The organism is Streptococcus infantis, assembly GCF_047463315.1.
GTDB lineage: Bacteria > Bacillota > Bacilli > Lactobacillales > Streptococcaceae > Streptococcus > Streptococcus infantis_AB.
In genome coordinates this window covers 202734-228149 of record NZ_JASHEB010000003.1, presented here as the reverse complement: position 1 = coordinate 228149, position 25416 = coordinate 202734, and the positions used below count along the sequence as shown (strand labels likewise).

Annotated in this window: 21 protein-coding genes and 1 riboswitch; of the genes, 13 read left to right on the top strand and 8 right to left on the bottom strand. The window is 41.7% G+C overall.

The genetic code is table 11. The annotated features are described in order from the left end of the window. Both QM857_RS04800 and QM857_RS04795 read right to left on the bottom strand, forming a co-directional pair. On the bottom strand, positions 1-1290 hold the full coding sequence (locus QM857_RS04800; protein WP_414275235.1) for an ABC transporter permease subunit: 1290 nt from the start codon (positions 1288-1290) through the stop codon (positions 1-3). A 138-nt stretch (positions 1291-1428) separates the two neighbouring features. Then, positions 1429-2697 carry an extracellular solute-binding protein gene (locus tag QM857_RS04795; RefSeq protein WP_414275234.1) on the bottom strand — a complete coding sequence of 423 codons (1269 nt, stop codon included), beginning with the start codon at positions 2695-2697 and terminating at the stop codon, positions 1429-1431. Positions 2698-3114: 417 nt separating this feature from the next. Between QM857_RS04795 and malQ the strand changes: the two genes are divergently transcribed. Both malQ and glgP read left to right on the top strand, forming a co-directional pair. Further along, positions 3115-4632 (top strand): 4-alpha-glucanotransferase, encoded by a 1518-nt coding sequence (gene malQ / locus QM857_RS04790; protein ID WP_414275233.1) that lies wholly within the window; start codon positions 3115-3117, stop codon positions 4630-4632. Between the two features lie 23 nt (positions 4633-4655). Further along, positions 4656-6914, top strand: coding sequence for a glycogen/starch/alpha-glucan family phosphorylase (glgP, locus tag QM857_RS04785; protein WP_414275232.1), 2259 nt, complete (start codon positions 4656-4658; stop codon positions 6912-6914). Between the two features lie 53 nt (positions 6915-6967). On the opposite strand, the gene QM857_RS04780 is transcribed toward glgP, so the two are convergent. Further along, positions 6968-7816 (bottom strand): putative RNA methyltransferase, encoded by an 849-nt coding sequence (locus QM857_RS04780; protein ID WP_414275231.1) that lies wholly within the window; start codon positions 7814-7816, stop codon positions 6968-6970. A gap of 53 nt (positions 7817-7869) precedes the next feature. Further along, entirely contained in the window at positions 7870-9126 is a 1257-nt protein-coding gene (tyrS, locus tag QM857_RS04775; protein ID WP_315640316.1) for a tyrosine--tRNA ligase, read from the bottom strand. A 334-nt stretch (positions 9127-9460) separates the two neighbouring features. On the opposite strand from tyrS, the gene mutL reads away from it, so the two are divergent. From mutL to QM857_RS04760, 3 genes are all read left to right on the top strand, one after another. Next, on the top strand, positions 9461-11410 hold the full coding sequence (gene mutL / locus QM857_RS04770) for a DNA mismatch repair endonuclease MutL (protein WP_414275230.1): 1950 nt from the start codon (positions 9461-9463) through the stop codon (positions 11408-11410). A 119-nt stretch (positions 11411-11529) separates the two neighbouring features. Next, positions 11530-12123 carry a Holliday junction branch migration protein RuvA gene (gene ruvA, locus QM857_RS04765; RefSeq protein ID WP_414275229.1) on the top strand — a complete coding sequence of 198 codons (594 nt, stop codon included), beginning with the start codon at positions 11530-11532 and terminating at the stop codon, positions 12121-12123. Between the two features lie 9 nt (positions 12124-12132). After that, complete coding sequence (locus QM857_RS04760) at positions 12133-12696, top strand: DNA-3-methyladenine glycosylase I (protein ID WP_247926090.1); 564 nt, start codon at positions 12133-12135, stop codon at positions 12694-12696. Between the two features lie 54 nt (positions 12697-12750). On the opposite strand, the gene QM857_RS04755 is transcribed toward QM857_RS04760, so the two are convergent. The 4 genes from QM857_RS04755 to QM857_RS04740 form a co-directional block, all read right to left on the bottom strand. Beyond that, positions 12751-13788 carry a S66 family peptidase gene (locus tag QM857_RS04755; protein WP_414275228.1) on the bottom strand — a complete coding sequence of 346 codons (1038 nt, stop codon included), beginning with the start codon at positions 13786-13788 and terminating at the stop codon, positions 12751-12753. Positions 13789-13935: 147 nt separating this feature from the next. Continuing rightward, positions 13936-14199 carry a SemiSWEET family transporter gene (locus QM857_RS04750; protein ID WP_004250486.1) on the bottom strand — a complete coding sequence of 88 codons (264 nt, stop codon included), beginning with the start codon at positions 14197-14199 and terminating at the stop codon, positions 13936-13938. A gap of 198 nt (positions 14200-14397) precedes the next feature. Beyond that, a complete protein-coding gene (locus QM857_RS04745) occupies positions 14398-15072 on the bottom strand; it encodes a DUF1129 domain-containing protein (RefSeq protein WP_006146142.1) in 675 nt (224 codons plus the stop codon). 12 nt (positions 15073-15084) lie between these two features. Further along, positions 15085-16029, bottom strand: a complete 945-nt coding sequence (locus QM857_RS04740) for a magnesium transporter CorA family protein (RefSeq protein WP_000815631.1) — start codon at positions 16027-16029, stop codon at positions 15085-15087. A 142-nt stretch (positions 16030-16171) separates the two neighbouring features. On the opposite strand from QM857_RS04740, the gene uvrA reads away from it, so the two are divergent. The 8 genes from uvrA (at position 16172) to QM857_RS04700 (ending at position 25392) form a co-directional block, all read left to right on the top strand. Next, positions 16172-19003, top strand: coding sequence for an excinuclease ABC subunit UvrA (uvrA, locus tag QM857_RS04735; RefSeq protein ID WP_414275227.1), 2832 nt, complete (start codon positions 16172-16174; stop codon positions 19001-19003). Then, positions 18996-20057, top strand: a complete 1062-nt coding sequence (locus QM857_RS04730) for a M24 family metallopeptidase (protein WP_414275226.1) — start codon at positions 18996-18998, stop codon at positions 20055-20057. The genes uvrA and QM857_RS04730 overlap by 8 nt, the downstream gene beginning before the upstream one ends. A 53-nt stretch (positions 20058-20110) precedes the next feature. Continuing rightward, positions 20111-20264, top strand: a riboswitch (M-box (ykoK) riboswitch). 192 nt (positions 20265-20456) lie between these two features. Further along, positions 20457-23117, top strand: coding sequence for a magnesium-translocating P-type ATPase (mgtA, locus tag QM857_RS04725; RefSeq protein ID WP_414275225.1), 2661 nt, complete (start codon positions 20457-20459; stop codon positions 23115-23117). A 135-nt stretch (positions 23118-23252) separates the two neighbouring features. Further along, positions 23253-23651: a transcriptional regulator Spx gene (gene spx / locus QM857_RS04720; protein ID WP_000591164.1), complete on the top strand. Its 399-nt coding sequence runs from the start codon at positions 23253-23255 to the stop codon at positions 23649-23651. A 60-nt stretch (positions 23652-23711) separates the two neighbouring features. Then, entirely contained in the window at positions 23712-24284 is a 573-nt protein-coding gene (locus QM857_RS04715; RefSeq protein WP_195183428.1) for an SP0191 family lipoprotein, read from the top strand. A 97-nt stretch (positions 24285-24381) separates the two neighbouring features. Beyond that, a complete protein-coding gene (locus QM857_RS04710) occupies positions 24382-24648 on the top strand; it encodes an IreB family regulatory phosphoprotein (protein ID WP_004250500.1) in 267 nt (88 codons plus the stop codon). Between the two features lie 3 nt (positions 24649-24651). Continuing rightward, positions 24652-25071, top strand: a complete 420-nt coding sequence (gene ruvX, locus QM857_RS04705) for a Holliday junction resolvase RuvX (RefSeq protein WP_195183427.1) — start codon at positions 24652-24654, stop codon at positions 25069-25071. A 15-nt stretch (positions 25072-25086) separates the two neighbouring features. After that, positions 25087-25392, top strand: coding sequence for a DUF1292 domain-containing protein (locus QM857_RS04700; RefSeq protein WP_004250503.1), 306 nt, complete (start codon positions 25087-25089; stop codon positions 25390-25392). Positions 25393-25416: the final 24 nt, after the last annotated feature.

Here is a 25416-nt window from a genome sequence, read left to right as displayed (position 1 = left end):
TTAGACGTCCTCCATATCAAATGCGTGTAGTTTCTTGAATGCAATCATAGAAATAGAGATGACAATGATTGAAATAATCAAGGTAACGGCAGCTGCCATAGAGTATTGAGGAGCTGTACCAGTTGTCAAACGGTAGATCCATGAGATCAAGATATCGGTTGAACCAGCTCCACCACCGACACTACCAGGACCACCACCATTGAAGAGATACATGATAGAGAAGTTGTTGAAGTTGAAGGTGTATTGGCTGATCAAAGTAGGTGCCGCAACGGCCAAAATCATTGGGAAAGTAATGTTGCGGAATTTTTGCCAAGCGTTTGCACCATCGATATAAGCTGCTTCGTACAAGTCGTTTGGAATAGACTGTAGGATACCGAGAGTCAAGACATAGATATAAGGGAATCCAAGCCAACCTTGCATCATAATCAATGCAACCTTAGTCCAAGTTGGGTTTGTCTTCCAAGGGATAAGTGCTCCATCTAGGAAAGGAAGAACCTTAGCAAAGAGAGGGATAACTTGAGTATTGATAGCTCCGACACTATCGTTGAACATGTTTGAGAATGTCAAGATAGTGATGAAGGCTGGAACAGCCCAAGGGAGAAGGAAGATAACACCAAAGATACGTTTTCCTTTGATGAATGGTTGGTTAGCAATAATAGCTGTAAAGATACCGAGTACGATTTGCAAAGTAGATGCAGATAAAGCCCAGATAATCGTCCAAGAAAGGACAGAACCGAAGGCTGAACGGAAGGTACTTAAGCTCCAGATATTTGTAAAGTTAGTCAATCCAACCCAATCCAAGAGTTTGTTTGGTGGTAAATGTTGGAAATCGTAGTTAGTAAAGGCAATCATCAAGGTTACAATAACCGGGAAGATGATTGCAAATGTCATGGCAACGTAAGATGGAATGATAAGCAAGTAAGGGAATCCATTTTCATAGATACCTTTAATCATATCCTTAAGTGTCAATGGGATAGGGATGCCATTATTGATACGTTTTGCAATAGTGTGAGCGTCTTTAATATTGAGAATATAAAAGGCTAGATAAACAATTACAAAGATAGAGTGAAATGCACCACGAATCAACATGAAGAGAGAGTTGTCACGGCCAGGTTTTTCACCGAGTGTGATCAAATTGCTCAATTCAGGTGCTGCAAGTACTATAAAATAGAGGACAAAAGCCACTGTTACAGCAAGGAAAATAAAACCTTTAGCTTTTTGTTTGTTGTAGATTTGTCCCAACCCAGGAATCAATGAAAGCAAGGCTGCTTTTTTTGGTTGTTGTTCCATGAGCGCTCCTTTCATAAGATACGAGCATTGAGCTCGATGCTAATCAGCAAAATTGCTGAAAACATTGTCAATGTATCTAAAAATCAAGGGAGATGTTTAAATTATCTCCCTTGAATCAATCAATTAGTTACCAAATTTTTAGTTACCAAATTTTTGTTGGATTGTTTCTTTGATCAATGTTACAGCATCATTAGCAGCTGTTTTAGCATCTTTCTTACCGCTTACAGCGTCAAAGAGCATTGTTTTAGCTGGGTCCCAAACTGTTGACATTTGAGAGATGTTTGGCATTGGTTGAGCGTTTTGGAACTGTTTGATAACAGCTGTAGTCAACTCATCGTTTTTACCTTCAGCGTAAGCACGAGCTTCAGTGTTAGCTGGGATTTCGTTAGTTGCATCGTAGAATGCTTTTTGTTGGTCAGTTGAAACAAGGAAGTCTACGAATTTTTGAGCTCCTTCAAGGTTCTTAGTGCTTGATGGGATGATCCAAGCTTTACCACCACCAAAGGCTGCGTAGTTTTTACCGTTTGGAAGAGTTGGGATAGTTGCAACACCGTAGTTTACTTTAGCATCTTTGAATGCTTGAGCTTTCCAAGGACCATCGATGATCGCAGCTGTTTTACCTTCTTGGAATTGAGTTTGGATCAAGTTTCCAGCACCTTCAGTGTCTTGCATACCTTTAGGCCATTTATCGTACCAAGTTTTAGCGTATTCGATACCTGCGATAGCACCATCGTTAGCAAGACCGATATCTTTAGGATTTTTACCATTGTCACCAAATACGTAAGCTCCGTTACCAGCAAGAAGTCCGTATGCGTAGTAGAAGTTAGTCCAGTCAGCTAGGAAAGCAGTAGTTTTTCCATCTTCACCAGCGAAGGCATATTTGCTATCTTTAGCAAGGTTTTCTAAGTCAGCAAATGTTTTTGGAGCTTCTTTAATCAAATCTTTGTTATAGTACATAACAAGTGATTCGATAACGGCTGGAGCACCGTAAACTTTTCCACCAACAGTTACAAGAGATTTAGTAGTATCGTCTGTTTTAGCACCGTCGCTCAAAGTTACTTCTGAAAGTTGTCCGTCAGTACCAAGGCTACCTACACGGTCGTATGGAGCCATCATAACGTCAGCAGCTTTACCTGATTGGTTATCAAGTGAAAGGTTGTCAAGTCCGCCTAATTGGTCACCAGTTTTAATAGTAACTTTTACACCAGCTTCTTTTTCGTAAGCTTTTGCAGCTGATTCAGCAAAGGCTTTGTATTGATCTTCAACGTAGAAAGTGATTTCTTTCGCTTCAGATGAACCAGAATCAGCAGGCTTATCAGCAGTTTTGCTTCCGCAAGCTACCAAAAGCAAGCTAGCAAGTGTAGCAGTTCCAAGCACAGCAGCGCTCTTCATGAATTTAGATGACATAGTGTATTCCTCCTAAAGAATAACAAATTTTATAGTCTAGGGAACGCAAACGTTTTCCCTTATGACCATAGTATAGCACAAACAGAAAACGGTTGCAAGTATTTTTTTGAAAAAATTTTAAAAAGCTTGTGACTGGCTAATTCCTAAAATTGTTTGTATAATAGAAGAGAAATAGGAAATCGTGTAAATTTCAATTCAAAAATAATTGAAGGAAAACGATTGCATAAATAGAAGACGAAACAAATGGAGGCGGAAAATTAAAATATAGGGAATTTCCGATTTCGGAAATAAAAAGTAGAGAAAAAGTTTTTTTTACAAACGCTTGCATTTATTTTAGAAATGGGGTATACTTGACTTAGCGCAAACGTTTGCGCAAAAATTGAAATAATTAACAATATAAACACTTGAGGTGCTAATATGAAAAAACGTCAAAGCGGTGTGTTGATGCACATCTCATCACTTCCAGGAGCATACGGAATCGGATCATTTGGTCAAAGCGCCTATGATTTCGTTGACTTCTTGGTTCGTACAAAGCAACGTTACTGGCAAATCCTTCCTTTAGGAACAACCAGCTATGGAGATTCTCCATACCAATCATTCTCAGCCTTTGCTGGAAACACTCATTTTATCGACCTTGATATTTTGGTGGAGCAAGGTTTGTTGGAAGCAAGTGATCTTGAAGGTGTGGACTTTGGTAGCAACCCAACTGAAGTTGACTATGCTAAAATCTACTATGCACGTCGTCCACTTCTAGAGAAAGCTGTCAAACGTTTCCTTGAAGCCGGAGATGTCAAAGACTTCGAAAAATTTGCTCAAGAAAATCAATCATGGCTTGAACTATTTGCAGAGTATATGGCAATCAAGGAGCATTTTGATAATCTTGCTTGGACAGAATGGCCAGATGCAGATGCTCGTGCTCGTAAAGCTTCAACTCTTGAAAGCTACCGTGAGAAATTAGCTGACAAGCTTGTTTACCACCGCGTAACCCAATACCTTTTCTTCCAACAATGGTTGAAATTGAAAGCATATGCTAATGACAACCATATCGAAATTGTCGGAGATATGCCTATCTATGTAGCGGAAGATTCAAGCGATATGTGGGCAAATCCACATCTCTTCAAGACAGATGTCAACGGTAAGGCGACTTGCATCGCAGGATGCCCACCAGATGAATTTTCTGCAACTGGTCAGCTCTGGGGTAACCCAATCTATGACTGGGAAGCTATGGACAAAGATGGCTACAAATGGTGGATTGAACGCTTGCGTGAAAGCTTCAAAATCTACGATATCGTTCGTATCGACCACTTCCGTGGATTTGAGTCTTACTGGGAAATTCCTGCTGGTTCTGAAACAGCAGCACCTGGTAAATGGGTGAAAGGTCCTGACTACAAACTCTTTGCAGCGGTGAAAGAGGAACTTGGTGACTTGAACATCATCGCAGAAGACCTTGGATTCATGACTGACGAAGTTATTGAACTACGTGAACGCACTGGCTTCCCAGGAATGAAAGTCCTTCAATTTGCCTTCAACCCAGAGCACGAAAGTATCGACAGCCCACACTTGGCACCAGCTAACTCTGTTATGTACACAGGAACACACGATAACAACACTGTTCTTGGTTGGTACCGTAATGAAATTGACGATCCAACTCGTGAGTACATGGCACGTTATACAAACCGCAAGGAATATGAAACAGTAGTACATGCTATGCTTCGTACAGCCTTCTCATCAGTAAGCTTTATGACTATCGCTACTATGCAAGATTTGCTAGAGTTGGATGGTTCAGCTCGTATGAACTTCCCATCTACTCTTGGTGGAAACTGGTCATGGCGTATGACAGAGGATCAATTGACTCCTGCTGTCGAAGAAACTTTGCTTGACTTGACTACAATTTATCGCCGAATCAATGAAAATTTGGTAGAATTAAAGAAATAAGACATTATCAGGAGACACAAAAAATGTTACCATTAAAAGAATTTGTACAAAATCGTTACAATAAATCTATCGCAGAATGTAGCAACGAAGAGCTTTACCTTGCTCTTCTTAACTACAGCAAACTTGCAAGCAGCCAAAAACCAGTGAACACTGGTAAGAAAAAAGTTTACTATATCTCAGCTGAGTTCTTGATTGGTAAACTCTTGTCTAACAACTTGATTAACCTTGGTCTTTATGACGAAGTTAAAAAAGAACTTGCTGACGCAGGTAAAGAGTTGATCGAAATCGAAGAAGTAGAATTGGAACCATCGCTTGGTAATGGTGGTTTGGGACGTTTGGCAGCCTGCTTTATCGACTCAATCGCTACACTTGGATTGAACGGTGACGGTGTTGGTTTGAACTACCACTTTGGTCTTTTCCAACAAGTTCTTAAAAACAACCAACAAGAAACAATTCCTAACGCTTGGTTGACTGACCAAAACTGGTTGGTTCGTTCAAGCCGTAGCTACCAAGTACCATTTGCACACTTCACATTGACATCTACTCTTTACGATATCGATGTACCTGGTTACAAAACAGCTACGAAAAACCGCTTGCGTTTGTTTGACTTGGATTCAGTTGATTCATCTATCATTGAAGATGGCATTAACTTTGATAAGACAGACATCGCTCGCAACTTGACTCTTTTCCTTTACCCAGACGATAGCGACAAACAAGGTGAATTGCTCCGTATCTTCCAACAATACTTCATGGTTTCAAATGGTGCTCAATTGATCATCGATGAAGCCATCGAAAAAGGAAGCAACTTGCATGACCTTGCTGATTACGCAGTTGTACAAATCAACGATACTCACCCATCAATGGTGATTCCTGAATTGATCCGTCTTTTGACTGAACGTGGCATCGAACTTGATGAAGCAATCTCTATCGTTCGTAGCATGACTGCCTACACAAACCACACAATCCTTGCTGAAGCCCTTGAAAAATGGCCTCTTGAATTCTTGGAAGAAGTGGTTCCTCACTTGGTACCAATCATCAAAGAATTGGACCGCCGTGTTCGTGCTGAATACAAAGATCCAGCTGTTCAAATCATTGATGAAAACGATCGTGTACACATGGCCCACATGGATATCCACTATGGATACAGCGTAAACGGGGTTGCCGCTCTTCATACAGAAATTTTGAAGAACTCTGAGTTGAAAGCTTTCTACGATCTTTACCCAGAAAAATTCAACAACAAAACAAACGGTATCACCTTCCGTCGTTGGCTCATGCATGCTAACCCAAGCTTGTCTCACTACTTGGATGAGATCCTTGGACGCGAATGGCACCATGAAGCTTCTAAATTGGAAGACCTTCTTTCATACGAAGACAAGGCTGCTGTCAAAGAAAAATTGGAAAGCATCAAAGCTCACAACAAACGTAAGTTGGCTCGCCACTTGAAAGAGCACCAAGGTGTGGAAATCAATACTAACTCTATCTTTGATATCCAAATCAAACGTCTTCACGAGTACAAACGTCAACAAATGAACGCTTTGTATGTTATCCACAAATATCTTGACATCAAGGCTGGTAATATCCCTGCTCGTCCAATCACAGTATTCTTTGGAGGTAAAGCAGCTCCTGCCTACACAATCGCTCAAGACATCATCCACTTGATCCTTTGCTTGTCAGAAGTGATTGCTAACGACCCAGCAGTAGCTCCACACTTGCAAGTCGTAATGGTTGAAAACTACAACGTTACTGCAGCAAGCTTCCTTATCCCAGCATGTGACATCTCAGAACAAATCTCACTTGCTTCTAAAGAAGCTTCAGGTACTGGTAACATGAAATTCATGTTGAACGGAGCTTTGACTCTTGGTACTATGGACGGGGCTAACGTGGAAATCGCTGAGTTGGTTGGAGACGAAAACATCTACATTTTTGGTGAAGATTCAGAAACTGTTATCGACCTTTACGCAAAATCAGCTTACAAATCAAGCGAATTCTACGCTCGTAAAGCGATCAAACCATTGGTTGACTTTATCGTGAGCGACGCTGTTCTTGCAGTTGGTAAGAAAGAACGCTTGGAACGTCTTTACAATGAATTGATCAACAAAGACTGGTTCATGACTCTTCTTGACTTGGAAGACTACATCAAAGTGAAAGAGCAAATGCTTGCTGATTACGAAAACCGTGATGCATGGTTGGATAAAGTGATCGTCAACATTGCTAAAGCAGGATTCTTCTCATCTGACCGTACAATCGCTCAGTACAACGAAGATATCTGGCACTTGAACTAAGATTAAACAAAAACGCATCTATTAAAGATGCGTTTTTTCATATTTAAACTAATTTACAGTGCTTTCCCAACCAGGATCTCTGCTTCGATGGTAATCTCTGTCAGTTGGCTCCAGTCAATCTTGCTTTGGTCAACGTGAAAGAGTAGGGGCGCCATGCTGAGTAAGGCCTGTCTTTGCTCTGCTGTAATGGATTTGGTCAGGGAAGCTATCTGACTAGATTGGATGCTGAAATGTTCCTGGAAATGTTCCTTGATATCTTGGTTGGAATAGTCCTTCTTTGTCAGCTGCTCCTGTACAGTTTTGCGGATTTCTTTAAGGTGATTTTCAGTTGGTATGACCTTAATTAAGATACCGTTTTGAGATAAAACGCGGCGAAATTCACCGTAGTTAGCAGGGGAAAAGATATCAAGCAGGATATCCATGCTGGCGTCTTTTATAGGAAGACGAGCCAGGTCACCGACAAACCAATTGACTGACCAGTTGGGTTCACTCTTAGCAGCGATTTGGACGGAATCTTTAGAAATATCGAAGGCATAGAAGGTCTTGTCAGGGTGACTTTCTTGGAGTTTACGAGAGTAGAAACCTTCGCCACAACCGATGTCCAAGACAGTTTTTGCGGATGGTTTAGTCGCTAGTATGTCTGAGATGCCTTCTAAGATAGCCTGATAAAAGCCAGCTTCTAGGATTTGCTGGCGATTTTGGAAGTTTTCCTTGTCGTAGTTGGCCGATTGTTTGATTTGCGGTGCTAGATTGACATAGCCGAATTTTGCTAGGTCAAAAGAATGGCGGTTGCTACACTTGAGGCTAGTCTCTATCAAGGTTAGATTTTCTTGGCAGATAGGACAGGCAAAGGCACTAGCAGAAGCAAAGCGCTGGAGTTTGGGTTTGAGGTTTGTATTCATAGTTTTAGTCTAGCAAAAAAAGGACTGGATAGCAAATGCCTCCAGTCTGTTTTTTAATATGTAAGGACGAAGTATTTTTTCTTACCACGGCGGATAACAGTGAGTTCGTTCTCTAACTTATCTGCATCTCCTAAGACATAGTCCAGGTCTTGGATACGGTCGCCGTTGACGTAGATAGCACCGTTTTGTACGTCTTCACGGGCTTGGCGTTTTGAGTTAACCACGCCAGAAGATACGAGAAGTTCAACGATATTGTGGTTTTCGTCTGCTTGTACTTGATAGTTTGGTACGCCACGAAGTCCTTGTTTGAGTTCTTTGACAGAAAGGTTTTTGATATTTCCAGCAAAGAGTTGTTCAGTGATGTTAAGGGCTTCTTTGTAGGCTTCTTCTCCGTGGACAAGAGTCACAACTTCACGAGCGAGGACTTTTTGAGCCAAGCGTTCGTGTGGTGCTGCTTCGAATTGTTTACGGATGTCTTCAATCTCGTCCAGTGACAAGAAAGTAAAGATTTTCAAGAAGCGAACAGCGTCAGCGTCCATGACGTTCATCCAGAATTGGTACATTTCGTATGGAGAAGTCTTTTCAGGATTGAGCCAAACTGCGTTTCCTTCAGATTTACCAAATTTCTTACCAGTTGCGTCTGTAATCAGTGGGACAGTAATAACGTGACCAGTCTTGTCAGCCTTACGACGAAGCAACTCAGTACCAGCTGTCATGTTTCCCCATTGGTCAGATCCACCGATTTGAAGAGTAACATTGTGCTCTTGGTTGAGGACAAAGAAGTCATACCCTTGCATGATTTGGTAGGCAAACTCAGTGTAAGAAATCCCTGTTTCGATCCGTTTCTTCACAGACTCCTTGCTCATCATGTAGTTGACAGTGAAGTATTTTCCGATATCACGGAGGAAGTCAATGAAGCTGATGCTGCCAAACCAGTCGTAGTTGTTGACCATGACAGCTTTATTTTCCCCATTTTCAAAGTCAAGAAAGCGAGAAAGTTGTCCTTGGATAGACTTGACCCAGCCATCTACTGTGTCTTTTGTTTGGAGACTACGCTCAGCATCTTTGAAGGACGGATCTCCGATGAGACCTGTAGCACCGCCAACGAGCGCATATGGTTTGTGACCTGCTAACTGCAAACGACGACTTGTCAAGATTGCGACAAGGTGACCTAGGTGAAGGCTGTCAGCAGTTGGATCGTAGCCAGTATAATAAGAAACTTGACCTTCTTCTAGGGCTTTACGCAAAGCTTCTTCATCAGTCGTTTGAAAAATCAAACCACGCTCTTTTAGCTCATCAAAAATGTGCATGTGTCTTTTCTCCTTTTTAAAATATTATTTCTACCTATTTTACCACAAACTTGGCAAATAACCTAGTAAAATCGGGAAGAAAGTTGCTACTCGGACTTTTTTGGAAACGAGTGAAATATGGTATAATAGCACTAGCTTATACTCAATGAAAATCAAAGAGCAAACTAGGAAGCTAGCCGCAGGTTGCTCAAAACACTGTTTTGAGGTTGTGGATAGAACTGACGAAGTCAGTAACACATATACGGCAAGGCGAGACTGACGTGGTTTGAAGAGATTTTTGAAGAGTATTGTTTTCAGAGAAATAGATAAAAATAGTTAAGAAAGGGGCTGAAAGATGTCTCATATTATTGAATTGCCAGAAGTCTTGACCAATCAAATCGCGGCAGGAGAAGTAATCGAACGTCCTGCTAGTGTGGTTAAGGAGCTGATTGAAAATGCAATTGATGCTGGCTCTAGCCAGATTATCGTTGAAATCGAGGAAGCTGGGCTTAAGAAAATCCAAATCACCGATAATGGACACGGGATTGCCCACGATGAAGTCGAGTTGGCTCTCCGTCGTCATGCAACCAGTAAGATTAAGAATCAAGCGGATCTTTTTCGGATTCGGACCCTCGGCTTTCGTGGTGAAGCCCTGCCCTCTATCGCATCTGTTAGTGTTTTGACTTTGTTGACAGCGGTGGACGGTGCCAGTCACGGGACCAAGCTAGTGGCTCGTGGGGGAGAAGTTGAGGAAATTATTCCTGCGACCAGTCCTGTAGGGACTAAGGTTTGTGTGGAAGATCTCTTTTTCAATACACCGGCTCGTCTCAAGTATATGAAGAGCCAGCAGGCAGAGTTGTCTCATATCATTGATATTGTCAATCGTCTGGGGTTAGCCCATCCTGAGATTTCCTTTAGCCTGATTAGCGATGGCAAGGAAATGACACGAACAGCTGGTACGGGTCAACTGCGTCAAGCCATTGCTGGGATTTATGGTTTAGTCAGTGCCAAAAAAATGGTTGAGATTGAGAATGCTGACCTAGATTTTGAAATTTCAGGTTTTGTCTCATTGCCTGAATTGACACGGGCTAATCGTAACTATATCAGCCTTTTTATCAATGGCCGTTATATCAAAAACTTCCTGCTCAATCGTGCCATTTTAGATGGATACGGTAGCAAGCTCATGGTGGGGCGTTTTCCACTGGCTGTCATTCACATCCAGATTGACCCTTACTTAGCCGATGTCAATGTGCACCCAACCAAGCAAGAGGTGCGAATTTCCAAGGAAAGAGAACTGATGGCGCTGGTTTCAGAAGCTATTGCAAAGAGTCTCAAGGAACAGACCTTGATTCCAGATGCCTTGGAAAATCTAGCCAAATCTGCGGTTAGAAATCGTGAAAAGGTAGAGCAAACGACTTTGCCACTGAGAGAAAATACGCTCTACTATGAAAAAAATGAACCGACCAGACCGACACAAGCTGAGGTGGCAGACCATCGGGTGAACCTGACGGAAGAAAGACAGGATTTGAATCTGTTTGCTAAGGAAACCTTAGACCAGATAACCAAACCAGCCAAACTGCATTTTGCAGAGAGAAAGCCAGCTAGCTATGACCAACTGGACCATCCAGAGTTAGACCTAGCTAGTCTGGATAAGGCTTATGACAAGCTAGAGCGAGAAGAATCTTCAAGCTTCCCAGAGTTGGAATTTTTCGGTCAGATGCATGGAACCTATCTCTTTGCCCAAGGTCGAGATGGGCTCTACATCATAGACCAGCATGCGGCTCAGGAACGGGTTAAGTATGAGGAGTACCGTGAGAGTATTGGCAATGTTGACCAGAGTCAGCAGCAACTCCTAGTGCCCTATATCTTTGAATTTCCTGCGGATGATGCCCTTCGTCTCAAGGAAAGAATGTCTCTTTTAGAGGAAGTTGGTGTCTTTCTAGCAGAGTACGGGGAGAATCAATTTATCTTGCGTGAACATCCCATTTGGATGGCAGAGGAGGAAATTGAGTCTGGAATCTATGAGATGTGCGACATGCTCCTCTTGACCAAGGAAGTTTCAATCAAGAAATACCGAGCTGAACTAGCGATTATGATGTCCTGCAAGCGGTCCATCAAGGCCAACCATCGTATTGATGACCACTCGGCTAGACAACTCCTCTATCAGCTCTCTCAATGTGACAACCCCTATAACTGTCCACACGGACGTCCTGTTTTGGTACACTTTACCAAGTCGGACATGGAAAAGATGTTCCGTCGCATTCAGGAAAATCATACTAGCCTACGAGAGCTAGGAAAATACTAATACTCTTCGAAAATCTCTCTAAACTGCGTCAGCCTTACCTTGCCTAACTCAAGTTATGCCTACGGTTAGCTTCCTAGTTTAGATTTGATTTTCATTGAGTATAAATTGAAGGGAAAATTATGTACGAATATCTAAAGGGTATTATTACCAAAATTACTGCTAAATACATCGTTCTAGAAGCTAACGGTATCGGCTACATTCTGCATGTAGCTAACCCTTATGCCTACTCAGGACAAGTCAACCAAGAAGCACAAATCTATGTGCATCAAGTCATCCGTGAAGATGCTCATCTACTTTACGGTTTTCGCTCGGAAGATGAGAAGAAACTCTTTCTCAGCTTGATCTCTGTGTCGGGCATTGGTCCTGTTTCCGCTCTTGCCATCATCGCAGCTGATGACAATGCAGGCCTCGTTCAAGCTATTGAGACCAAGAACATCACCTACTTGACCAAGTTCCCTAAAATCGGTAAGAAAACAGCCCAACAGATGGTATTGGATCTAGAAGGTAAGGTGGTTGTGGCAGGGGACGACCTCCCTGCTAAGGCTGCAGCTCCATCTAGCAGCGACAACCAAGAATTGGAAGAAGCCATGGAAGCCATGTTAGCCCTGGGCTACAAGGCTACTGAGCTTAAGAAAATCAAAAAATTCTTTGAAGGAACGACTGATACAGCAGAGAAATATATTAAATCTGCTCTCAAGATGTTGGTGAAATAGGAGAAGTCTATGCCAAAACGTTGTGGCTGGGTTAAAATGAACAACCCTCTATATGTAGCCTACCACGATGAAGAGTGGGGCCAGCCCCTTCATGATGACCAGGCTCTTTTTGAGTTGCTCTGCATGGAGACCTATCAGACTGGTCTGTCTTGGGAAACGGTGCTCAATAAACGCCAAGCCTTTCGGGAAGCTTTTCATGGTTACCAAGTTCATCGTGTTGCAGAGATGAGTGACTCTGAATTGGAAGATTTAATGGACAATGTAGCGATCATCCGAAATCGAGCTAAGATTTTTGCGACACGTGCCAACGCCCAGGCCTTTCTACAAGTGCAAGCAGACTATGGTTCTTTTGATGCCTATCTTTGGTCTTTTGTCGGTGGGAAGACGATTGTGAATGATGTGCCTGATTACAGTCAGGCGCCTGCCAAAACAGGTCTATCTGAGAAATTATCCAAAGATCTCAAAAAACGAGGCTTCAAGTTCACAGGCCCAGTCGCCATCTTGTCATTTTTACAAGCTGCAGGTCTGGTTGATGACCACGAGAATGATTGTGAATGGAAAAGCGGTAAGTAGTGAGTACAGATAGCGAAAGTATTTGAGAATATAGAAAAAGCTGAGAAATTCATCTCAGCTTTCTTTGTTATAGTCAAAGCGAATGACTTGCTCCGTTGCGTCTACATACGCGTGGACTCCAAAGGGAACAATTGCTCTTGGTGTAGCATGGCCAACGTTTAGATTATAGACAATCGGGATATTGCTATCAATGGTGTCCATTAAAGCCTCCTTATAGTCGTCATAGAAGGTTTCATCCATAGGTTTTCCGACCAAGAGTCCACTGATGACTTCAAATATCCCAGTTTCTTTTAAAGCCTGCAACATTTTTTTGAAATCATCAGGTTCAGGCTTTTCTTCACTTGTTTCTAGCAATAGAATCTTTCCTTTCCAGTCGGATAAGTCAGGAAAAAGTTTGTATTTTTGGCAGAGGTCTGTGCTATCTGCGTGTAGAGAGTTGTCAAAGATATCGTAGAGGGATTCGAGGCAACCGCCGAGGATTTCCCCCTCGAACTGGGCAGTTCCTTGTAACAACTCAAAACCAGTATTTGCATGGCTGACACGAGGTGTTCCCAGAGCCTTGGGACTGAAGTCAGTTCTTTCCTCATACCAAACGTCACTAGGGCGGATTTCCGAGATTTTTCCAGTCTCAATCAATTCTTTAAAGTAGTGGAGGCTATATGGCAACATTTCTTTGTCTAACTCACAAATGTCTGCTAAAAAGGATTGACCATAAAAAGTCTTGATTCCTAGTTTATGCAACATGAGGTGGTTCATAGTTGTATCCGAGAAGCCAAGAAAAATTTTTTGTTTGATAACCTTTTGTAGTTGGTCATTTTCAAAAAGATAAGGCAATAAACGATAGGTATCGTCTCCACCGATGGCGCATAAGATCATGTCGATGCTTTCATCAGAAAATGCCTGCATCAAATCCTCCGCACGAGCTTCAGGATGTTCTTTGATAAAGTCTAAGCCTTTTAGCGAATGGGGTAAAAAGATAGGATTGAGTCCGAGGCCCTTGAGACGTTGGACACCCAAGTCCATTTCGTGTTTGACAAAGTCTTCTCCGATAATCCCACTAGATAAACTTATAATACCAATAGTAGAAGTCATATATTATCCTCCTAGAAAAAATTGATGCTATTGTATCACAAAAGATGAGGGAAAACAACAAGAATTAGAGTCAGAAGAAGGTTTTTAGATCAAGAAAGTAGTAAAAAAGCAACCAATCATGTGGTTGCTTTTATAGTAGTTAATTTCTTATAGAGCAGTAAGGAAGGTCAGTCCGCCAAGGATAACCCCAGCCGAGTTTGGAATGATTAGAATCCAGTCTTTCTTAGGCTCTTTTGTCCATCCATAAATGACCCAGATTAAGCAAGAGACTGCTGCTGATAAAGGTTGAAATGGTTGAGCTTTATTTCCTTGTAAATTGGCAAAAATTTGGGGGATGTAGGCTATAAATACAATAATCCCGATAAAGGCACCAATTGAACCAACAATTTGATTAATTCTCTGTTTAGTCATATATATTTCTCCTTATTACTTTATTATCATAACAGAAAAACAACTTGGATTCAAGGATAAAACCTCGGGATTCCAAGGGAAGACTTTACATTAGAATGTTATTAGAAAATGTGTTTACTTCTTTTGAGAATCGAAAAATGATTTGGAACTACAAAAAAAGTAGTCTGTCTACAAAACACACTACTTTTATTGTTTATCTTAATATCTAGCTGGTCCTGCACTTGCGCTCTTGATGTTGAAACGTTTCTTGAGGTAGAAACGTAGGGCAAGGAGAGCTCCTCCAATCACCAACAAAACAAGAGGTGGTAAGCTGATGTTGATGGCTTGTGGAAGGAAATTACTCAAGAAGAGGATGAAGACCCAGGCAAACATGGTTGCTAACATAACCAAAAGTGATTTCCAGAATGGTGGGCGTTGGCTACGGTCAGTATCTGGTCCGTAGTAGCGGTAAATGAAGTGGTAGAGAAGATAGAAGGCAACTCCACCAAAGGCTCCTACACTGATAAGTGTTACCAATCCGTAGGCCACAGGTTGGTTCGAGAAGAAGCTCATCAAGGCGCTAACTACTGCAAATAATCCTGTGATGAAAAGGGCTGAATCCAACATCATCAATTTTGGATCGTCGTTTTCTTTTGGATGTTCTTTTTCGTATTGCTCTTTTTCGCTGAAACTATGAGCCCAGTGAGTTGGTGCTCCGTAGATAGAACGAGCTGTCACTCCTTTTGGTTGCTCCTCAAGGATATGAGGAATGACTTCTTCAAGGATAGCCTTGATTTCGGCATCGGTTTTCCCGTCCTTGAGAAATTGCTGGGTTGCAATATGGATAAATTCTTGGTTTTTCTTTGTTAATTCTTTTAAATCAATCTGTGACATAATAACTCCTGTTTAGAACCATTTTTTATGGATGAGGTAAAGAGTGAGAGAAACACTCATAGCAAAGGCGATAAAGACGATGAGCCAGAAAGCGTGCGGTTCTCCGTTTAAAGGAATTTCATTATCCTTAAAGTTCATTCCGTAAGCTGAGAAAATCATAGTCGGGATAGACATAACGATGGTCACGAGGGCCAAGGTTTTCATGATATTGTTCTGGTTGTTTGAAATGATAGAGGCAAAGGTCTCTGTCATAGAGTGAAGGACGTTTCCATAGATATCCGCCATCTCGATGGCCTGTTGCGTTTCAATCAAGGTGTCTTCAAGTAGATCTTCATCTTCAAGGTATTTCTTGATATTGCTAGTTGCGCTGGTCAATTTCTTAATCACGCGCTCATTTGTCTTAAGTGAAGCTTTGAAGTAGACGATGGTCTTTTCCAACTCCATGAGTTCAATCAATTCTTCGTTTCGAGTAGATTTGTGAAGTTGGCTTTCAATCTGCTCACTCTTACGTTCAATTGAACGGAGGGCAGTTAGGTAAATCTCCGCATTGCGGTAGAGGATTTGGAAGATGAAGCGCGACCGCATGAAGGTATAGAAATTCCGAAGTCTACGATTGATAAAGACATCAAGAAGTGGTAGAGGCTCCAAGCAGGTAGTGATGATAGCCTCTTCTGTGATGATAATCCCCAAGGGAATAGTCACGTAGTAGGTCTGGTTATTTCTTTCCTCTGTGATTGGGACGTCTACGATGATCAAAGTGTACTCATCTTCGATGGTGATACGAGACATCTCTTCTGCATCGAGCGGTGCACGGAGGTCAGCAATATCAATATCAAAGGCCGAGGCGATTTCCATCGATTCGCTTTGAGTAGGATTGACGAGATTGATCCAAGTGCCCGGCTGGAGCGTATCAATCTCTTTAAATTCAGTTGTAGTTGAGAGAAAGACTTGCTTCATATCTCCTATCCTTTCCTAATCTAATCCGTGTTTCAGTGATTTTTGACACCGTACTATTATACTACAAATTCGGCTTTTTTGGTAATAGAATTTCACTTTTTTTGGTATAATGGAAAGCAACAATGAACTAGAAAGAAGTAATATGCAAGATAAGATTGTCATCCATGGGGCACGCGCCCATAATTTAAAAAATATAGATGTGGAAATTCCGCGTGACAAGCTAGTTGTGGTGACGGGACTATCTGGATCAGGAAAGTCTAGTTTGGCCTTTGATACCCTTTATGCAGAAGGGCAACGCCGCTACGTTGAAAGTCTGTCAGCCTATGCTCGTCAGTTCTTGGGCAATATGGAAAAGCCAGACGTGGACTCTATCGATGGTCTCAGCCCTGCCATTTCTATCGACCAGAAAACGACCAGTAAAAATCCTCGTTCGACGGTTGGGACAACGACGGAAATCAATGACTACCTACGTCTCCTCTATGCACGTGTAGGGACACCTTACTGTATCAATGGGCATGGGGCTATCAAGGCTTCGTCTGTAGAGCAGATCGTAGACAAGGTTTTGGAATTGCCAGAACGCCAGCGTCTGCAGATTTTGGCTCCTGTTATTCGTAAGAAAAAAGGGCAACATAAGACGCTGATCGAAAAGATTCAAAAGGATGGTTACGTCCGTGTCCGTGTCGATGGAGTTGTTTACGATGTGACCGAAGTTCCTGAACTTGAAAAGAATAAACAACACAATATTGACGTGGTGGTAGACCGTATCATCATCAAGGATGGTATCCGTAGTCGTCTCTTTGATTCGATTGAAGCTGCTCTCCGTATCGCTGAAGGTTATGTCGTTATTGATACTATGGATGATTCAGAGTTGCTCTTTTCAGAACACTATGCTTGTCCAGTATGTGGATTTACGGTTCCAGAGCTAGAACCCCGTCTCTTCTCCTTCAATGCACCGTTTGGCTCCTGTAGTGAGTGTGATGGTTTGGGGATCAAGCTAGAGGTTGATACGGACTTAGTCGTACCAGATGCTAGTAAGACTCTTCGTGAGGGAGCCTTAGCACCTTGGAACCCTATCTCTTCTAACTATTATCCAAATATGCTAGAGCAGGCCATGACAGCCTTTGGAGTGAATATGGATAAGCCTTTTGAGGACCTGTCAGAAGAAGATAAGAACTTGATTTTCTACGGTTCAGATGGCAAGGAATTCCATTTCCACTATGAGAATGAATTTGGTGGAGTTCGTGATATCGACATTCCATTTGAAGGAGTGCTTGGTAATATCAAGCGTCGCTACCATGAAACCAATAGCGACTACACTCGTACTCAGATGCGTCTTTATATGAATGAGCTAACCTGTGGTACTTGTCACGGTTATCGTCTTAATGACCAGGCCTTATCTGTTCGTGTAGGAGGAGAGAAGGGGCTTCATATCGGAGAAGTTTCTGACCTTTCTATTGCAGACCACTTGGAAGCCATTAACCAGTTGACCCTATCTGAAAATGAAACCATCATCGCTCGTCCGATTCTTAAGGAAATCAAGGACCGCTTGACCTTCCTTAATAACGTGGGTCTTAACTATTTAACGTTATCCCGTTCTGCAGGAACATTATCAGGTGGGGAGAGCCAACGTATTCGCTTGGCAACTCAGATTGGTTCCAACCTCTCAGGAGTTCTCTATATTCTTGATGAGCCGTCGATTGGTCTTCACCAGAGGGACAATGATCGCCTGATCGCCAGTCTGAAAAAGATGCGGGATTTAGGAAATACTCTCATCGTGGTAGAACACGATGAAGATACCATGCGAGAAGCTGATTATCTAATCGACGTTGGTCCTGGAGCGGGCGTCTTTGGTGGAGAAATTGTTGCAGCGGGAACACCTAAGCAAGTAGCGCGCAACAGCAAGTCTATCACAGGTCAGTACTTGTCAGGCAAACGTGCCATTCCAGTGCCAGAAGAGCGTCGTGTCGGTAATGGTCGTTTTATCGAAGTGACGGGAGCGCGTGAAAACAACCTACAAAATATCACTGCTCGCTTCCCTCTCGGAAAATTCATTGCGGTGACAGGAGTCTCTGGTTCAGGGAAGTCGACCCTCATTAACAGTATTCTCAAAAAAGCCATTGCTCAAAAACTAAATCGCAATTCAGACAAACCTGGGAAGTTTAAGACTATCTCAGGGATTGAGCATATCGACCGTCTGATAGACATTGACCAAAGTCCAATAGGACGAACACCGAGGTCTAATCCCGCTACTTATACAGGTGTTTTCGATGACATCCGAGACCTCTTTGCTCAGACAAATGAAGCCAAGATCCGTGGTTACAAAAAGGGTCGTTTCAGTTTCAATGTTAAGGGTGGTCGCTGTGAGGCATGCTCGGGTGACGGTATTATCAAGATTGAAATGCACTTCTTGCCAGATGTTTATGTGGCTTGTGAAGTCTGCCATGGGACTCGTTACAATAGTGAAACGCTTGAAGTTCATTACAAGGAAAAGAATATTTCGCAAGTCTTGGATATGACCGTCAACGATGCGGTGGAGTTCTTCCAACACATTCCAAAGATTCAACGTAAACTTCAGACTATCAAGGATGTGGGACTTGGTTATGTGACCTTGGGACAACCAGCTACGACACTTTCTGGTGGAGAAGCGCAGCGTATGAAGCTGGCTAGCGAACTCCACAAGCGCTCGACAGGGAAGTCTTTCTACATTTTAGATGAGCCGACAACTGGTTTGCATACTGAGGACATCGCTCGATTACTCACCGTTTTGTCTCGCTTTGTCGATGATGGAAATACAGTTCTCGTGATCGAGCACAATCTAGATGTCATCAAAACAGCAGACCATATTATCGACTTAGGACCAGAAGGTGGTGTCGGTGGCGGAACCATTATTGCAACAGGAACACCAGAAGAAGTAGCTGCTAATGAAGCCAGCTATACAGGACAGTATTTGAAAGGAAAGTTACATCATGAATAAACGTGTGCAAGCATTTTTAGATAAAATGGAAGAAAAAGAATTAGATGGAATCATTATCAACAACCTTAAAAATGTCTACTATTTGACAGGATTTTGGGGTTCAAATGGTACGGTCTTTATCAGTCGTGACCGTCAAATTTTGGTAACAGATGCTCGCTATATTATCGCTGCCAAGCAAGAAGTTACTGGTTTTGAGATTTTTGCAGAGCGTGACGAGTTGGCTACTATCGCAAAGGTTGCAAAAGACATGGGTCTTTCTCGTATCGGGTTTGAAGATGAGATTTCAGTTTCTTATTACCATCGCATGCAAACCGCTTTTGAAGGTTTGGAACTAGTTCCACAGACACAGTTTGTTGAAGCGCTTCGTATGATTAAGGATGAGACAGAGATTGCGACGATTCGTAAGGCTTGTTCAATCTCAGATCAAGCTTTCCACGATGCCCTTGAATTTATCAAGCCTGGTAAGACTGAAATTGAAATTGCCAACTTCCTTGATTTCCGTATGCGTGAATTAGGAGCGGCAGGTTTGTCTTTTGACACAATCTTAGCGAGTGGCATCAACTCTTCTAAACCCCATGCCCACCCAATGCACAAGCCGGTAGAACTAGGCGAAGCTATCACTATGGACTTTGGGTGCCTTTACGAGCATTATGTGAGTGATATGACTCGGACCATCTACCTCGGTCATGTCAGTGACGAGCAGGCAGAGATTTACAATACAGTTCTAAAAGCCAATCAAGCATTGATTGACCAAGCTAAGGATGGTTTAGGTTTCCGTGACTTTGATAAGATTCCTCGTGACATTATTGTGGAAGCAGGTTATGGACAATACTTTACACACGGTATCGGGCACGGTATCGGACTTGATATCCACGAAGAACCTTACTTTAGCCAAACTTCCAAAGAAGTTATCAAAACTGGTATGGTCTTGACTGATGAACCTGGTATTTATATCGAAGGTAAATACGGGGTTCGTATCGAAGATGATATCCTGATCACAGATACAGGTTGCGAGTTATTAACCCTTGCTCCAAAAGAATTAATCGTAATCTAAGAAAAATGAGATAAATCGTTGACTTTTACTAGTTAAAGGTTTATACTGAAAGGCGAAAACGGTAGGTGAGGCTACCATAGGGATACGGATGACTACCGCAAAGCAGTGGAGACACTACTCGTTGGTTAACAGTCCTGGTCGCGAAGGTCAAGACTAAGCTCATTACATTGCCCTATGGAGTTAAAGCTTGAACGAAAACAGATCATAAGTTTTTTAGTCCTGCCATTTTATGGCAGGATTTTCTGCTGTTTTAAAACAAAGAAAGGAGACAAACGATGCAAATTGACGATCATCCAGAACCGCACATACACAGCCAATCGCTGATTTGTGTCGTTCTGGCCTTATAAAGTGATTAGTCCCTGTGTATGAAATCATCATTCATACAGATAGGAGAAACCAATGAAAACTACAAAAGAAAGACTAGCAACAGCTATTCAAACTCCATTAAAAGATAGTCTAGCTTTTTACCATACAAGTCTAAAAGGCTTAGACCAAGAACAAGTCGAAGAAAACCGTGACCTATATGGTGAAAATACCATTACCAAGGGTCAAGAGGATTCCATCTTTAAAAAGATTTATGAGTCCATTATCAATCCTTTCACAATCATTTTGCTTGTGATTGCCTTTATTTCTCTCGTTACAAACGTCTGGCTTGCCAAACCTGGCCAAGAGGACCCTACGACCTCTATTATTATCGTTGTCTTGGTTTTGATTTCAGGAGGCATCCGTTTTGTCCAAGAGTTGCGGAGCGACAAGGCGACAACCAATCTTTCAAAAATGATTGTCAACACTGCAACTGTTATTCGCGATGGTCTTGAACAAGAGTTGCCAATCGATGAGTTGGTTGTGGGAGATCTCGTGAAATTGAGCGCTGGAGATATGATTCCAGCAGATGTCATCTTATTCGAATCCCGCGACTTTTTCGTTCAACAGTCAGGCTTGACTGGAGAAAGCGATGCAGTCGAAAAACTTGCTTTAAATAAAGCCACCGGTCAAAATGTAGATAGCCTACTAGAAGCAGAATCTTTGGCCTTCATGGGGACAAACGTTATCTCAGGAAGTGCGACAGCTATGGTTCTAGCAGTTGGTGATGACACCATGATGGGAGCCATTGAGCAAACTCTCAACACTTATGATGAACCGACTTCTTTTGAGCGTGAAATGAACAGCATTTCTTGGCTCTTGATTCGCTTGATGCTTGTCATGGTTCCGATTGTGTTTTTTGCAAATGGTTTAACCGATGGAGACTGGCTAGAGGCTGGAGTTTTTGCCTTGAGCGTCGGTGTCGGACTGACACCAGAAATGCTTCCAATGATTATCACAGCCAGCTTGGCCAAAGGTTCTATTATTATGGCCAAGGAAAAGGTGGTCATCAAAAAACTCAATGCTATCCAAGACTTAGGAGCAATCGATATCCTTTGTACGGATAAAACTGGAACTCTAACGCAAGATGAGATTGTCTTAGAATATCCCTTGGATATCCATGGTGATTTGGATATGGCGGTTTTAAGAAGGGCTTATCTAAATTCACATTTTCAAACAGGTTTGAAAAACTTGATGGACCGTGCCATCATCAGTAGAACTGAAAAAGAAGCCAAGGAACATGTTATCCTACAAAATCTAGACACTAGCTTCCAAAAAATCGACGAACTACCATTTGATTTTGAACGTAGACGCATGAGTGTCATTGTCAAAGACGATAGCAATGTTGTTAGTATGGTGACCAAAGGTGCTTTAGAAGAAATGTTGAACATTTCAACATATGTGGAATATCATGGAGAAGTCATCCCTCTTACTGAAGACATTCGTCAAGAAGTGTTAGCGGAAGTTGGACAATTAAACCGTCAAGGTTTGCGTGTGTTAGGTGTTGCTTACAAGTCAGGTCTACGTGAAGATTATGCCTATGCTGTGACTGATGAAAGTGACATGATCCTTACGGGTTATCTTGCCTTCTTGGATCCACCAAAACCATCTGCAGCACCAGCTATTCAAACTTTGCTTGAGCATGGTGTCAGAACAAAGATTTTAACTGGGGATAATGAAAAAGTAACCCAAGCCATCTGTGAAAAGGTTGGATTGGACGTTGAACATATGCTCTTAGGTGCTAACATTGATCAAATGACAGACCAAGAATTGGCAGAAGTGGTTGAAAAAGTAACAGTCTTTGCTAAATTGTCACCTGACCAAAAAGCGCGTATCATTCTACAGTTAAAGAGAAATGGTCACGGTGTTGGTTATATGGGAGATGGTATTAATGATGCCCCCTCTATGAAGGTGGCAGATGTTGGAATTTCCGTTGATACAGCAGTAGATATCGCAAAGGAAACAGCTGATGTTATTTTGCTGGACAAGGATCTTATGGTTCTTGAAACAGGTATCGTTGAAGGCCGGAAGGTCTACGCCAACATGACCAAATATATTAAAATGACAGTTAGTTCAAACTTTGGGAATATCTTCTCTCTGTTGGTTGCGAGTATCTTCTTGCCATTTTTACCAATGGCTCCTGTTCATCTCATTGTTTTAAACCTAGTCTACGATTTATCTTGTGTGGCATTGCCGTTTGATAACGTGGATCAAGATTTCCTAAAACAACCCCATACATGGGAAGCAAAATCCATTACGCGATTTATGGTTTGGATGGGGCCAATCTCATCTATCTTTGACATTTTGACCTTTATTTTCCTCTACTTTATTATTGTTCCTTTGGTGACAGGCTATCATTATGTTCATGGGTCAGAATCTGCCCTTCAGTTTATTATCTTGTTCCAAACAGGATGGTTCATCGAATCTATGTGGTCTCAAACCATGGTTATCCATATGCTTCGTACGGCAAAAGTTCCTTTTGTACAAAGCAGACCAGCTTGGCTTGTAATCTTGACAACCTTGGTTGCCGCAATTTTCGTAACTAGTCTGCCTTATGGACCGCTAGTAAATATCCTTCGTCTAGCCCCCTTAGGGCTTCCTTACTTCTTGTTCTTAATATGTATTATTTTCTTGTATATGTTTAGCGTCACAGTTATTAAGAAATTTTACATTAGGAAGTACAAAGAATGGTTATAGTTCGGTTTTTGTCAAGAAAAAAGATAGAAAACTGGGGAAAAAGTTAAATTTTTTTAAAAATAGGTCGCAAGTCGGATGTTTTTTATGGTATAATAGAATAAACTGATAGTAACATGTAGCGAAAGGGGTAGGTACATGATCAAAATATATACAGTCTCAAGTTGTACTAGCTGTAAAAAAGCTAAAACCTGGCTCAATGCCCACCAGTTAAGTTATAAAGAACAAAACCTTGGAAAAGAAGGAATTTCGCGAGAAGAATTATTAGATATTCTAACAAAAACAGACAATGGAATTGCGAGCATTGTATCATCAAAGAATCGCTACGCTAAAGCTCTTGGAGTTGATATTGAAGATTTGAGTGTCAATGAAGTGCTTAATTTAATCATGGAAACACCACGCATCCTAAAAAGTCCAATTCTTGTTGACGAGAAACGTTTACAAGTTGGCTATAAAGAAGATGACATTCGTGCCTTCTTGCCACGCTCTGTCCGCAATGTAGAAAATGCAGAAGCACGTTTACGTGCAGCACTATAAAACATAAAGGCTGGGAGTGACTCCTAGCCTTATTTGATAGATAAATAAGGAAAAATAAATATGAAGAAGATAGTTATCGGTACAGTTGCGCTCCTATTTTTGCTAGCTGGCTGTGGACAAAAAAAAGAGTCTGCGGAACCTTCTAAAGACACAACGACAGAAGCTCTTCAATCAACTCTACCTGTTTTAGAGAATGCCAATAACAATACAGTTGTAACCAAGACTCTTGTTCTACCTGTTGACGAAAATGGGGTTCAACAAACCCAGACCATTACCTATAAGGGCAAACAGTTCTTGACCTTAACGATTCAGCAAAAACGACAAGTTTCAGAAGACCTCAAGAACTTTATTGCAGAGCATGGATTAGGGGAAGCAAAAAAGGCCTTGAAAGAAGGTGAAGACAAGGATGAATCAGTCCAAGAAGCACGTAAAATTCCTGGATTTAGCCTTGAAACCAATCTTTTAAGTGAGACCGAGATTGAAACAAAAACAAGTTATGATTTTCAAGTTCTAGACGTTAAAAAGGCAAGCGAAAGCGAATATTTAAAAAATGTAGGTTTAGAAAATCTACTAAAAAACGAACCAGAAGAATATATTGAAAATAGAGTAGCAAGTGGCGCGACTGTCCAGTAAGGACGTTACAGAAAAACAACAAATTCAGAATGTGTTATTTGTAGAAAGGTTGTGAATGTGCTATAATAGTACTATTCTAAGGAAAGAGGGTGTTAGAATGGGATTTACTGAAGAAACCGTACGTTTTAAATTGGACGATTCCAATAAAAAAGAGATCAGTGAAACATTGACAGAAGTCTATGCTTCATTGAACGAGAAGGGGTATAACCCTATTAATCAAATTGTGGGCTATGTTCTCAGTGGAGACCCAGCTTACGTTCCTCGTTACAATAACGCAAGAAATCAAATCCGTAAATACGAACGCGATGAGATTGTTGAAGAATTGGTCCGCTACTACCTTAAGGGACAAGGAGTCGATCTATAACCAATGAGAATTATGGGGTTGGACGTTGGTTCCAAAACAGTAGGAGTAGCGATTAGCGATCCGTTAGGGTTTACAGCACAAGGACTCGAAATCATCCAAATCAATGAAGACCAGGGAGAGTTCGGTTTTGAACGACTCAAGGAATTGGTTGATAGCTATAAGGTGGAGCGCTTTGTTGTTGGTTTACCTAAAAATATGAACAATACCAGTGGACCGCGAGTGGAAGCGAGTCAAGCCTATGGAGAAAAACTGGAAGAACTCTTTGGTTTGCCAGTAGAATACCAGGATGAGCGCTTGACAACGGTTGCTGCGGAACGCATGTTGATTGAGCAAGCAGACGTTAGTCGTAATAAGCGTAAAAAAGTTATTGATAAATTAGCCGCTCAATTGATTTTGCAAAATTATTTAGATAGAAAATTTTAAGACAGAGGAGAAACTATGTCACACGATCACAACCACGATCACGAAGAACGTGAACTTATTACACTTGTAGATGAGCAAGGAAACGAAACTTTATTTGAAATCCTTTTGACTATTGACGGAAAAGAAGAATTTGGTAAAAACTATGTTCTTCTTGTACCAGTTAATGCAGAAGAAGATGAAAACGGAGAAGTTGAAATTCAAGCTTACTCATTCATCGAAAATGAAGATGGAACTGAAGGTGAATTGCAACCAATCCCTGAAGATTCAGACGATGAATGGAACATGATTGAAGAAGTCTTCAACAGCTTTATGGAGGAGTGATACAGTCTGGGAGACTGTATCAGC